Source organism: Sphingomonas sp. Leaf10, assembly GCF_001421245.1.
Classification (GTDB): domain Bacteria; phylum Pseudomonadota; class Alphaproteobacteria; order Sphingomonadales; family Sphingomonadaceae; genus Sphingomonas.
In genome coordinates this window covers 57,940-70,382 of sequence record NZ_LMKE01000033.1, presented here as the reverse complement: position 1 = coordinate 70,382, position 12,443 = coordinate 57,940, and the positions used below count along the sequence as shown (strand labels likewise).

The window sequence follows — 12,443 nt, the reverse complement described above, 5'->3', positions numbered from 1 at the left end:
GGGGGGGGGGGGGGGGGGGGTGGTCCGGCCGGTTGTGAAGCGCTTACTTTCCCTCGCAAGCCAACCCACCCCCAGCCCCTCCCTTCCAGGGAGGGGAGCGGAACCCGCGCCCGCCCCCATCGCTATACGCCCGTCCCCTGACGGAGCGCGCCGATGACCACGTTGCCGATCGAACTTACCCTGCTCGGCTGGTCGGTCGTGCTGCTGACGGTCGCCATCATGATCCAGGGCCAGTTCGCAACGCGCGAGCGCGGCACGAAGTGGAATGCCGGCCCCCGCGACGGCGACAATGCGCCCAAGGGCGTCATGGCGGGTCGCGCACAACGCGCGCTCGACAATTTGAAGGAAAGCTACCCCGCCTTCATCGCACTGGCGCTCGCATTGGCGGTCAGCGGTCGCACCGGCGGGCTGGGTGCAACCGGTGCGATGCTGTGGTTCGTCGCGCGCATCCTCTATCACCCGCTCTACCTGTTCGGCGTGCCTTACGTGCGCAGCTTCGCCTGGATCGCATCGATGCTGGGCCTGTTGCTGATGCTGATCCGCCTGTTGTGACAAGCGCCGCTTCGTTCGCCAGAATATAAACTCGCTACGCCGCTGCGATCGATTGCCGCAGCTTCGCGCGACCCGCAATTTCCTCGCGGGTGGAGGTTCGGCGTCATGTTCGTCTTCAAGGGTCTCGAAAGCCATCCGCGCAGTTTCGTGAAGGCGGTGTCATGGCGCACGGTCGGATCGATCGATACCTTCGTCCTGGGGCTGCTGTTCTCCGGCTCGGCCAAGCTCGCCGGAGCGATCGCCGGGACCGAAGTGCTGACCAAGATCACGCTGTTCTATTTCCACGAACGCGCATGGTCGCTGGTCCGCTGGGGCCACCGCGCCGATCCGGCACCGACCACCGAACCCGCGACGCTTCCGGCCAATTAATTTAATAATCCAAATCAGTTAACCCGCTTGCGCCGTGTCGTTTTGCAACGACGCGCGTTGGGTCGCCATCACCGCTTCCTATGGAGAATATGATGGTACGCCTGACGCTCATCGCCGCTGCCGCAGCCGCGGCCACTTTCACCGCTGCTCCGTTGCCGGCCCAGACCACCGACGCCGCGACCTATGTCGCCAAGGCCGGGGCAAGTGATCTGTACGAACGCACCTCCAGCCAGCTGGTACTGCAATCGACGCGTGATCCGAAGATCCGCGACTTCGCGACGATGATGATCCGCGATCATCAGAAAAGCACTGCTGACGTGAAGAAGGCGGCGACCACCGCCCGCGTCCGCGTGCCCGCCGCGAAGCTGGAGCCGATGCAGGCGCAGATGGTCGCCGAACTACGCGCCAAGACCGGCGCCGAGCGCGACCGCACCTACGTCACGCAACAGCGCACCGCGCACCAGCGGGCGCTGGCGCTGCACAGCGGCTATGCGCAAGGCGGTACCGCTGCCCCGCTCAAGACCGTCGCCGCCGCCACGGCTCCAGTGGTGCAGCATCATATCGAGATGTTGCAGGGGATGTAGGTCCGAAACCGACCGGCGGGTGCGCTCGCCGGTCGGACTATTCTCCGTTCCACACCGATCGTCCCAACGAAGGCTGGAATCTCCCGATAATAGCATGCGGCAGGAGCCGCGAGAGGCCCCAGCCTTCGCCGGGGCGACGTAGTCGGTCGTCGATCGGGCCGGTCTAGCCGGCTACGTCCTCTGGCAGCGACCAGACCAGATCACCCTTGCCCAGCACGCGACCGTCATGGCTGCACACCGCCACCGGCTGTACCGGACGCCGGTCGCGGGCATCGACCAGCACCGGTGTCGCCACCACGCCCGTCTCCCACCGCTCACCCCATTGGCGCAGCGCGACCATCGTCGGCAGCAGCGCATAGCCCTTTTCGGTCAGCCGATATTCGATCTTGCGCCGGTCGCTCTCGACCGCGCGTCGTTCGAGGATGCCGTGCCCGACCAGCCGCGACAGCCGGTTCGCCAGGATGTTGCGGGCAATGCCCAGTTCCGACTGGAACTCCTCGAAATGCGACAGGCCGTTGAACGATCCGCGCAGGATCAGGAACGACCAGCGTTCGCCCATCGCTTCCAGCGCGGCCGGCAGGCTGCATTGGTTGGCGAGGTCACGCAGCGGTTCTCGAAGGGCAGTCGTCATCTACCCCCGGGTCTAGCGCATGGCGGCAGGCAAAGGAATAGCGGTAATTTCGCGATTGCAGCAAACATATCAACTTGCAACTTACATTGGTGTATATTAGACGCCGTCCTAATCAAATCGCCCAATGGAGCCAGAGCCGATGAAGATGTTCGCCCTGCTGACCGCCGCAGCGCTGACCCTGCCCTTCGCCGCCGCAGCACAGCCAAATCGCGGGTATAGCGCGGTGCCGGCGTCCGCACCCGTCGCCGACACGCTCCTGACCCGCAGCACCTTGTGGAAGTGCACCGCCGAGCGTTGCGCGACGCCGCGCGCGGATGGCAGCCACCTGACCATGTGTCAGCTTGCCGCCGCGCAGCTCGGGCCGCTGACCGCCTTCACCGCCAACGGCGCGGTCTTCGCCCCCGAACAGCTCGCAAAATGCAACATCCGCGCCAAAGGTGCCTGACCCCGCGCGAAAACGGTTGCAAAGCCCGACCCGCCCGCTCCATCTATAACCCATGCTGCGGCAGTATGAATTGGTGGAGCGGGTCAAGACCTACGACCCGGACGCGGACGAGGCGCTGCTCAATCGCGCCTATGTCTTTTCGATGCACGCGCATGGCAGCCAGAAACGGGCGTCGGGCGACCCGTATTTCAGCCATCCGATCGAGGTGGCCGGCATCCTGACCGACCTGCATCTCGACGACGAGACGATCGCGACCGCGATCCTGCACGACACGGTCGAGGATACCGTCGCCACGCACGAGGAGATCCAGGCCAAGTTCGGCGAAAATGTCGCGCGGCTGGTCGAGGGCGTGACCAAGCTCAGCAAGATCGAGGCGCAGACCGAGAACGAACGCGCCGCCGAGAATCTGCGCAAATTCCTGTTGGCGATGTCCGACGACATCCGCGTGCTGCTGGTGAAGCTGGCCGATCGGCTGCACAATATGCGCACGCTCCATCACATTTCGAAGCCCGACAAGCGCAAGCGGATCGCGCGCGAGACGATGGACATCTATGCGCCGCTCGCCGAGCGGATCGGCATGTACGAGTTCATGAACGAAATGCAGACGCTGGCATTTCGCGAGATCGAACCCGAAGCCTATGAATCGATCACCCGCCGCCTCGAACAATTGGAGGAAGGCGGCGGCGATCGTGTCGCCAAGATCGGCGGCGACCTGAAGACCATGCTCGACCGCCACGGCATCGCCGCCGAAGTGTCGGGCCGGCGCAAGCATCCCTATTCGATCTGGCGCAAGATGTCGGAGCGGCACGTCACGCTAGAACAGCTGTCGGACATCATCGCCTTCCGTGCGATCGTCGACAGCGAGGAGGAATGCTACCGGGCGCTCGGCATCATCCACCGCCGCTGGCCGATGGTCCCGGGGCGGTTCAAGGATTATATCTCGACGCCCAAGCGCAATGGATATCGCTCGCTCCACACCAGCGTCATCCATGCCGAGAATATGCGGATCGAGGTTCAGATTCGGACCCGCGAGATGCATGCGCAGGCCGAGTTCGGCTTGGCCGCGCACTGGGCGTACAAGCAGGATGCGGTACGCCCCGATACGCAGGTCCGCTGGATCCGCGATCTGGTCGAAATCCTCGACAATGCCGAGAGTCCGGAGGAGCTGCTCGAACATACCCGCATGGCGATGTATGCCGACCGCATCTTCGCCTTCACGCCCAAGGGCGAACTGCACCAGTTGCCAAAGGGGGCCACGCCGATCGACTTCGCCTATGCGGTGCATACCGATCTGGGCGATCAGGCGGTGGGCGCGAAGGTCAATGGCGGCGTCGTGCCGCTACGAACCGAACTCAAGAACGGCGATCAGGTCCAGATCCTGCGGTCGAAGGCGCAGCGTCCGCAGGCCAATTGGTTGAACTTCGCGATCACCGGCAAGGCCCGCGCCGCCATCCGCCGCTATATCCGCCTGCGCGAGCGCGACGAGACGGTGGCGCTCGGCAAGCGGCTCTATCAGGAACTGATCGCCCGCCTACCGGTCCCGCCGGGCACCGATGCGCTGGCCGAGGGGCTGAAGCGCCTGAAGATCGCCGACGAAGCGACGCTGTTCGAATGTCTCGCGCACGGCAAGCTGACCGACGAAGCGGTGATGGAAGCGGTGATGCCCGGCGCGGTCGCGGACCCGAAGGCCGAACCGATCCCGGCCCAGCGCGCACCGATCGAGATCAAGGGGCTGACCGCCGGCGTCGGCTACGATCTTGCCACTTGTTGCCATCCGGTGCCGGGCGACCGCATCATCGGCATCCGCCGCGGCGACGGCCGGTTCGAGGTCCACGAAATCGGTTGTGGGACGATCGAGGCGATCGATCCGCATCACTGGATCGACCTGACCTGGGGCAACAATGCCGAGGGCGCGACCGCACGCATCGCGGTGACGCTGAAGAACGAACCCGGTGCGTTGGGCGCGGTCGCGACCGTCATCGGCGGGCACAAGGCGAACATCCTCGGGCTGCGGCTCGACAACCGCGACACGACCTTCCACACCAACACGATCGATGTCGAGGTGCGCGACGCGCCGCACCTGATGAAGCTTCTCGCCGGCCTGCGCGCGGCGGACGCGGTAAACAAGGCGGAGCGAATCTAGCAAATCCTCCCCATTTCATGGGGAGGGGGACCGCGCCCGAAGGGCGTGGTGGAGGGGCGTGTCCACGCTCGGAACGGCAGCGTCCGCGGCCTTCCCCCGCCACCATGCTACGCATGGTCCCCCTCCCCACCATGTGGGGAGGATCGGTTCGCGCAAGTTCCTCCCCGGCACGGGGAGGAACTTGACCATCCCCCTTGCCTCCCCCGTCCCCAATCCCCAAAGCACAGCCCATGGCACAGGAATCCCCGCTCGACCGGTTTCGTGACGTCCTGCGCGGCACGTCGCGCGCGATTGCCGACGAACCCGAAGTCGAACTGGCGTTCACGGCCGACGCGCCGACCGCCTCTGGCAAGCATATCAAGGTGCCAATGCCCGCCCGCGCGCTGCCCGCCGATCAGGTGGCCGAAGCGCGCGGCCTTGCCGACGGTTTCGCGCTGCGGATGCGCCACCACAATACCGCGCTCCACGCCCGCAGCGCGCCGGGCGACGCGGTCGCGCGCGCCGTCTATGACGCGGTCGAACAGGCCCGTGTCGATGCGCTTGGCTCGGCAGGCTATGACGGCATCGCCGACAATCTCGACCATGCGTTGAACATGCGCATGCGCTCGGACCCGATCACCCGCGCCCGCACCCGCGCCGAAGTGCCGCTGTCGACCGCGGTGCAGATGCTGGTGCGCGAGCGGCTGACCGGCCGCGCCCCGCCTGCCGCCGCCGCGCCCGGCATGGCGCTCATCAGCGACTGGATCGAAGAGCGTGCCGGCGCGCAGCTTGATACGCTGGCGGCGCTGGTCGCCGATCAGGCCGCGTTCGGGCGCGGCATCACCCGCCTGCTCGAGGACCTCGAACTGGTCGAGGGCGAGATCGAACCCGAACAGGCCGATGACGGCGGCGATGATTCGGAAGGCGAGGACGAACAGACCCCCGAGGACGACGGCGACGACCAGGGCGAACAGCAGGGCGGCGAGGGTCAGGTCGAGGCGCGCGGCGAGGATCGCAGCGACGACCAGTCGGACGGCCAGTCCGACGACATGAGCGAGGACGTCGACGCCGAGGGCGACGACATGGCCGATGGCGAGGACGAGGGCGGCATGATGCCGGTCCGCCCCAACCGCCCCTTCGCCGACCTGCACCCGCAATTCGAATATCGCGCCTTCACCACCAAGTTCGACGAAGTGGTCGCCGCAACCGAACTGTGCGACGCCGACGAACTCGAACGGCTGCGCGCCTATCTCGACCAGCAACTGGTGCAGTTGCAGGGGGTCGTCACCAAGCTCGCCAACCGGCTGCAACGCCGGCTTATGGCGCAGCAGTCGCGATCGTGGGATTTCGATCAGGAGGAAGGGCTGCTAGACGCGGCGCGGCTGGCGCGTGTCGTCATCAATCCGGCGCAGTCGCTCAGCTACAAGATCGAGCGCGACACTGAATTCCGCGATACCGTCGTCACGTTGCTGATCGACAATTCGGGGTCTATGCGCGGCCGCCCGATCGGCATCGCCGCGATCAGCGCCGACATCCTTGCCCGCACGCTCGAACGCGTCGGGGTGAAGGTCGAGATTCTCGGCTTCACGACCCGCGCGTGGAAGGGCGGGCAGGCCCGCGAATCATGGCTGGCCGCCGGTCGTCCGCTGCAGCCGGGTCGGCTGAACGATATCCGCCACATCGTCTACAAGCAGGCTGACGAGCCGTGGCGCCGCGCGAAGAAATCGCTCGGACTGATGATGCGCGAGGGGTTGCTCAAGGAGAATATCGACGGCGAGGCGCTGCTGTGGGCGCATGGCCGCCTGCTGGCCCGGCCCGAGGACCGCAAAGTGCTGATGGTCATTTCCGACGGCGCGCCGGTCGATGACTCGACGCTGTCGGTCAATTCGGGCAGCTATCTCGAACGGCATCTGCGACAGGTGATCGCGTGGATCGAGGGCAAGTCGCCGGTCGAACTGGTCGCGATCGGCATCGGCCATGACGTGACCCGCTGGTATAATCGCGCCGTCACGATCATGGATGCCGAGCAGCTGGCGGGGACGATGATCGAACAGCTGGCCTCGCTGTTCGACACCCCGTGAAACCGACCGCCCCGCCCGGCGGTTTTCGCGGGCCGGTGAAGCGATCGATCACCATCGCCGGCCACGCGACGTCGATCAGCCTCGAACCCGGTTTCTGGAGCGCGCTGGAGGCGGCGGCGGTCCGGCGGTCGCTGCCACTGTCGGCGCTGGTCGCGGCGATCGACGCTGTGCGGATCGAGGGCGACGACCCGCCCAACCTCGCGAGCGCGATCCGGTCCTGGTTGCTGGGCGAGGTTGGCGCTCCGTAAGTTGTTTTACGCGAAGGCGCGGAGACGCGAAGAAGGCAGAAGATAGTGGTCGCGCAGAGGCGCGGAGGCGCAGAGGGGTTTCGCTCGGGGCCATCTCCCGTGATCGGGAGACCCAATCTTTCGCTGCAACGAACCATACAGCCGCTTTCGCTGCAGGGTCTGTCCGAGTTCGGAACCCCTCGGCGCCTCCGCGCCTCTGCGCGAAATCAACCTCCTTCTCCGCGCCGTCGCGTGAGACCAACCTTCTACTGCTGATCGGGCAAAACCGGAGCGACCGTAACCTCGTTATGATCCCCCGCCCGGTAGCCCAAACTCGCCCGCCCCTTCACCGGCCCGGCAACGTCCGCCACCAGATACAGCGGCCGGCGCTTGGACTCGACATACAGCCGCCCGAGATATTCGCCGATCATCCCCAGCACGAACATCTGCACCGCGCCCAGAAACACGACGACCAGCATCGTCGACGTCCACCCCTGCACCGCGCTGCCCGACAGCCAGCCGATCGCGATATAGGCGAACAGCAGCAGCGACAGCGCAGTCAGCACCAGCCCCATATGGCTGGCAAGCCGCAGCGGTGCGGTCGAGAAACCGGTCACCGCGTCGAGCGCAAAGCGGATCATCTTGCCCAGCGGATATTTGCTCTCTCCGGCAAGCCGTTCATCGCGGTCATAGGGGAACGGCACCTGCCGGAACCCGACCCACGCCACCATCCCGCGAATGAAGCGCGCCTGTTCGGGCAGGCTCAGGAACGCGTCGAGCGCGCGCCTGGTCATCAACCGGAAATCGCCGGTGTCGAGCGGGATCGGCGTGTCGGTCACCCGGTCGAGCACGCGGTAGAAGCCGGCGGCAGTCAGCTTCTTGAAGAAGGTTTCGCCCTCACGCTTGCGCCGCACGGCGTAGACGACGTCAGCGCCCTCGCTCGCCATCGTCTCCAGCATCGGCCCCAGCAATTCGGGCGGGTCCTGCAGATCCGCGTCGATGATGAGGATACGTTCGCCCGCGCACAGGTCCAACCCGGCGGTCAGCGCCAGTTGGTGCCCGTGATTGCGCGACAGGTTGATCGCGACCAGCCGCGGATCGGCGGCGGCAAGCCGTTCCATCACCGCCCAGCTCTGATCGCGCGATCCGTCATTGACCAGCACGATCTCATGATCGTCGCCGACCACCGCCTGCGCCGCCGCCGAAATCCGGGCGTGCAGCGTGTCGAGGCAGGCGGCCTCGTTATAGCAGGGGACGACGACGGAGAGCGCGGGACGGATCATGGGCGGCTGCGTTACTCCATGCGACGCGGTTGGAAAAGCCGCATGGCGCTGATGCCACATCCCGGTTAGGATCAGCCGTCGATGGAGGAATGCCGATGCGTGCCGCCCTTCCGTTCCTGTTGCTGATCTTCGCTGCACCCGTAGGCGCACAGATCTGGGACGGAGGCCGATCGGCGGTGCGCGAGAGGCCGGCGGCCCCATCGGCCACGTCGCCGGTCGCCAGCGATCTGGGCGATATCAACCGCTCGATCCGCGACGGACGCCGCCGCGGCGACCTGACCCGGGCCGAGGCGCGGGAACTGCTGGTCCAAAGCGCGATCATCGACCGGCTCAACCGCCAATATCGACAGGGCGGTCCGATCGCGCTGAATGCCCCGGCGCTGGCCGACCGTACGCTGGCGCTGCGCGGACAGGTCGACGCGGCACGGGCACGGCCCAAATGATCCGGCTTGCGATGTAGGAGTTCGCTTGCCACCCCGACCCGTGGCAACGGGGGAACGACGCGATGATCGAGGCGAGCGTAGGCGAGGACGGCACCAACCAAGCGGAAGATGTGCGCGCGGTTCAGTGGCTGCTCCTGCGGATCGGTATCGATCCGGGTGCCGTCGACGGCCTTGCCGGACCGCGTCTGATCGCCGCGATCCGCACCGCGCAGGATCGGTTCGGCTTCGATGCGGATGGGCGGATCGATCCCGGCGGACAGACCATCGGCCGACTTGCCAAGGCCCGCGCGACCTGGGACGGCGACAGCCGCAACTGGCCGAAGGAGCGCAAGCTCGCCAGCCTCCATCCCCGCTTCCGCAGCCGCATCGTCCGCGTCATCGCTACGCTGAAGCGGGACGGTCTGCGCCCGACCATCGTCTATGGCTGGCGATCGGTCGCGGTGCAGCGGCGATTGCTGCGCGAGGGCGTGACGCAGGTCGGCTTCAGCTTCCACAATGCCCAGACGCCCGAGGGTCTGCCTGCCGCATGGGCCGCCGACCTGGTCGACGACCGCTGGTACTGGACCGAACCCGAATGCCACATCTTCTTTCGCGCGCTGGGTGCGGCGGGGAAGGCCGAAGGGCTGATCTGGGGCGGTGACTGGACATTCCGCGACTGGGCGCATTTGCAGGGGCGGCGCAACGCCGAACTGGCCAGCGTCCGGCGGGAGAGCGGACTGACCTAAGGGCCGGTCGACATTCAAGGACGGTTCGACCTCTACCCTCCCTGACAAGGGAGGGGAGAGGTCGACGACATTCAGTTCCCTGAGAGCGAGACGACTGCTTTACCTGCAATCGTTACTCCCCCGCATGGCGCCAGTCGCGAATCCAACCGAAACGTCAGCGTTTATGGACTCCCGCCCACGCGGGAATGACGGAAATTCGCGATCGTCGCCGAAGGTCGATCGGCCCTGACACGCGTTACTGATTCTTCATCTCCCGGCCGTAGCGTCCGCGCATGTCGCCCGCCGCCCCATCCCAGCTTCTGGTCCGTTGTCCGCGCGAATGGACGATGTTGCGCTGTTTCGTGCTGGTCGGTGTCGTGACGGCGGGCGGGGCGATGATCGGCCTGTTCACCCGCCACACCTTCTCGGTCGCCTTCTGGCCCGCCAACGCTCTGCTGGTCGGGATCATGCTGCGGATGCCGGGGTTGTACCGGCCGTCGGGCTGGGCGGGTGCGCTGCTCGGCTTCGTTGTCGGCGACATGCTGTTCGGCAGCTCGCTGGGCCGATCCGCCTTCTTCGCCACCGCGAACGGCGCCGGGGCGCTGACCGCCACGATGGCGTTGCGACGGCTCGACCCGGCCGATCTGCGGCTGGAGCGGACCCATTCGGTGCTGCGCATCCTCGCCGGCCTGATCCCCGGCTGTATCGTGGCGGCGCTGGTCGGCGCGGTGCTGGTCGTGGTCGAATTTAACGGATCGGTCGCGCAGACGATGCAGACATGGCCCGCGAGCGAACTGGTCAATTATCTCGTCGTGCTGCCGGTACTGCTGACGCTGCGCCAGCCCGATGCCCAGCCGCCGCGCCTTGCCAAACAGCCGCTCTGGCCGGCGCTGACGCTGCTGCTGTCGTGCTTCGCGGCGGTGCAATTCGACGGGCCGGGCAGCATCATGTTCCCGATGCCGGCGCTGCTGCTCTGCGCACTGACCTATTCGGTGGCGACGACCGCGGTGCTCACCATGCTGCTCGGTACCGGCTGCCTCGTCGCCATCGGCCTCGAACTGGTCGAAATCGGGCAGGACATGGCGATCCCGCGCCTGGTACTGTCGGTCCGGATCGCGGTCGCGTTTCTGGTCCTGGTCCCGCTGACGATCAGCAGCGCGATGACGGTGCAGGACGCGCTGTTGCGCCAGTTGCGCGACGCCGCCGATCATGACGGGCTGACCGGCCTGCTCAACCGGCGCGCGTTCGAACAGCGATTGCAGGAACGCCTCACGCAGCCCCTGCCGTCGGGAGGCGGCCTCGCGCTACTCTGGCTCGACCTCGATCATTTCAAGGCGATCAACGACCGGCACGGCCATCCGGCGGGCGACGCGGTGCTGCGCGCCGTTGCCGATACGCTGCGCAGCGCTTGCGATGCAGACAATCTGTGCGGACGGCTGGGCGGCGAGGAATTCGCGATGCTCCTGTCCGCCCCCGACCGCGCCACCGCCCACCGCGCCGCCGAACGCCTGCGCAGCGCCATCGTCGCGCAGCGCATCGACTGGCACGGCACCATGATCTACGCGACTGCCAGCATCGGCGCCTGCCACCTGACCCGCCTCCCCGCCGACGCCGCGCCGTTGCTCCGCCGCCTCGACGAAGCGATGTACCGCGCCAAGCGCAGCGGGCGGAACCGCATCGAATGGCTCGACACGCCCGAGGCGGCGCGCGCGGCGTAGAAAGGTTTGTTCGCGCAAAGGCGCAAAGAACGCGAAGCGGTCGCGTTCCGGGCAACCATACCCGCGTAAGCGGTCCCACGGATCACCAAGGCGGGGGCCGAGGCTTCGCCGGACAGGCTGAAACCGCAGCACTCGCAACATCTTCGCGTCCTTTGCGCGAACCCTATTTCGCTCCGTCCCCACCCACGCCCAGTTCCGCCAACGCCCATTGCGCCGCGTCGCGCACCACCGGATCGGCATCGGCGCAGGCCGTTCGCACCGGCCCGACCAACCCCGGATCGCCGCTATTGCCCGCCGCGATCAGCGCGTTGCGCACCATCCGGTTGCGCCCAATCCGCTTGATCGGCGATCCGCGAAACACCTCGCGAAACCCGGCATCGTCCAGCGCGATCAGGTCGGCCAGCCGGGGCGCGGCGAACTCCGCCCGCCCGGCAAAGGCGCGGTTGGCGGCGGCGGCATCGGCGAACTTGTTCCACGGACACACCGCCAGACAATCGTCGCAGCCATAGATGCGGTTGCCGATGCGCGAGCGGAACTCGACCGGAATCGGCCCGGCGTGTTCGATCGTCAGGTACGAGATACAGCGCCGCGCATCTAGCCGATAGGGCGCGGGGAACGCATCGGTCGGGCACGCCCGCTGGCACGCATCGCACGACCCGCACCGGTCGCGCGCCGCCATATCGGGCGTCAGGTCGAGCGTGGTGTAGATCGCCCCCAGGAACAGCCAGCTGCCATGGTCGCGGCTGACCAGATTGGTATGCTTGCCCTGCCACCCGAGGCCCGCCGCTTCGGACAGCGGCTTTTCCATCACCGGCGCGGTATCGACGAACACCTTCAAGTCGCAGCCCGATTCCTGCGCCAGCCAGCGGCCGAGCGTCTTCAGCGCCTTCTTGACCACGTCATGATAATCGCCGCCCTGCGCATAGACCGAAATGCGACCCCGATCGCCGACGTCGGCCAGCGCCAGCGGATCGACGGCGGGGGCATAGCTCATGCCCAGCGCGATCACCGATTTCACTTCGCTCCATAGCGCGGCGGGCGATCCGCGCTGCTTGCTGCGCTCCTCCATCCAGATCATCGACCCGTGCCGCCCCTCGTCCAGCCACTGGCGAAGGCGCTCGGCGGTGCGCGGCGCGGCGTCGGCGCGGGCGATGCCGCACGCGACGAAACCGCATTCGGCCGCTTTCGCGCGAATACGGGTCACGATATCGCTCGGCTGGCCCTTGTCTCCGGTCACCTCCCCCCGCTACCCTCTTACCGACGCGCGCTAAAGGGCGACGTGCA

Annotated in this window: 13 protein-coding genes; 10 read left to right on the top strand and 3 right to left on the bottom strand. The window is 66.8% G+C overall.

Features of this window, described 5'->3' with window-relative positions; translation table 11 throughout:
* Positions 1–153: 153 nt before the first annotated feature.
* The 3 genes from ASE59_RS17030 (at position 154) to ASE59_RS17020 (ending at position 1,505) form a co-directional block, all read left to right on the top strand.
* A complete protein-coding gene (locus ASE59_RS17030) occupies positions 154–552 on the top strand; it encodes an MAPEG family protein (RefSeq protein ID WP_056459139.1) in 399 nt (132 codons plus the stop codon).
* Between the two features lie 105 nt (positions 553–657).
* A complete protein-coding gene (locus ASE59_RS17025) occupies positions 658–921 on the top strand; it encodes a DUF2061 domain-containing protein (protein ID WP_056459135.1) in 264 nt (87 codons plus the stop codon).
* A 92-nt stretch (positions 922–1,013) separates the two neighbouring features.
* Positions 1,014–1,505: a DUF4142 domain-containing protein gene (locus tag ASE59_RS17020; RefSeq protein WP_082458562.1), complete on the top strand. Its 492-nt coding sequence runs from the start codon at positions 1,014–1,016 to the stop codon at positions 1,503–1,505.
* Between the two features lie 163 nt (positions 1,506–1,668).
* Here the strand turns inward: ASE59_RS17020 and ASE59_RS17015 are convergent, their stop codons facing one another.
* A complete protein-coding gene (locus tag ASE59_RS17015; protein WP_056459132.1) occupies positions 1,669–2,136 on the bottom strand; it encodes a winged helix-turn-helix transcriptional regulator in 468 nt (155 codons plus the stop codon).
* 139 nt (positions 2,137–2,275) lie between these two features.
* On the opposite strand from ASE59_RS17015, the gene ASE59_RS17010 reads away from it, so the two are divergent.
* From ASE59_RS17010 to ASE59_RS16995, 4 genes are all read left to right on the top strand, one after another.
* On the top strand, positions 2,276–2,581 hold the full coding sequence (locus tag ASE59_RS17010; RefSeq protein ID WP_056459129.1) for a CC_3452 family protein: 306 nt from the start codon (positions 2,276–2,278) through the stop codon (positions 2,579–2,581).
* Between the two features lie 52 nt (positions 2,582–2,633).
* A complete protein-coding gene (locus tag ASE59_RS17005) occupies positions 2,634–4,724 on the top strand; it encodes a RelA/SpoT family protein (protein ID WP_056459126.1) in 2,091 nt (696 codons plus the stop codon).
* A gap of 230 nt (positions 4,725–4,954) precedes the next feature.
* Positions 4,955–6,784, top strand: coding sequence for a cobaltochelatase subunit CobT (cobT, locus tag ASE59_RS17000; RefSeq protein WP_056459123.1), 1,830 nt, complete (start codon positions 4,955–4,957; stop codon positions 6,782–6,784).
* A complete protein-coding gene (locus ASE59_RS16995; RefSeq protein WP_056459120.1) occupies positions 6,781–7,032 on the top strand; it encodes a ribbon-helix-helix domain-containing protein in 252 nt (83 codons plus the stop codon). Before cobT ends, ASE59_RS16995 begins: the two co-directional genes overlap by 4 nt.
* A 245-nt stretch (positions 7,033–7,277) precedes the next feature.
* Here ASE59_RS16995 and ASE59_RS16990 read toward each other — a convergent pair whose 3' ends face one another.
* A complete protein-coding gene (locus tag ASE59_RS16990) occupies positions 7,278–8,294 on the bottom strand; it encodes a glycosyltransferase family 2 protein (RefSeq protein ID WP_056459117.1) in 1,017 nt (338 codons plus the stop codon).
* 95 nt (positions 8,295–8,389) lie between these two features.
* Between ASE59_RS16990 and ASE59_RS16985 the strand changes: the two genes are divergently transcribed.
* The 3 genes from ASE59_RS16985 to ASE59_RS16975 all read left to right on the top strand — a co-directional run bounded on the left by ASE59_RS16985 (position 8,390) and on the right by ASE59_RS16975 (position 11,159).
* Positions 8,390–8,737 (top strand): hypothetical protein, encoded by a 348-nt coding sequence (locus ASE59_RS16985; protein WP_156360154.1) that lies wholly within the window; start codon positions 8,390–8,392, stop codon positions 8,735–8,737.
* 62 nt (positions 8,738–8,799) lie between these two features.
* Entirely contained in the window at positions 8,800–9,462 is a 663-nt protein-coding gene (locus ASE59_RS16980) for a peptidoglycan-binding protein (protein WP_056459111.1), read from the top strand.
* A gap of 272 nt (positions 9,463–9,734) precedes the next feature.
* Positions 9,735–11,159: a GGDEF domain-containing protein gene (locus tag ASE59_RS16975; protein ID WP_082458538.1), complete on the top strand. Its 1,425-nt coding sequence runs from the start codon at positions 9,735–9,737 to the stop codon at positions 11,157–11,159.
* A 163-nt stretch (positions 11,160–11,322) separates the two neighbouring features.
* Here the strand turns inward: ASE59_RS16975 and queG are convergent, their stop codons facing one another.
* Positions 11,323–12,396, bottom strand: coding sequence for a tRNA epoxyqueuosine(34) reductase QueG (gene queG, locus ASE59_RS16970; protein WP_056459104.1), 1,074 nt, complete (start codon positions 12,394–12,396; stop codon positions 11,323–11,325).
* Positions 12,397–12,443 lie beyond the last annotated feature (47 nt).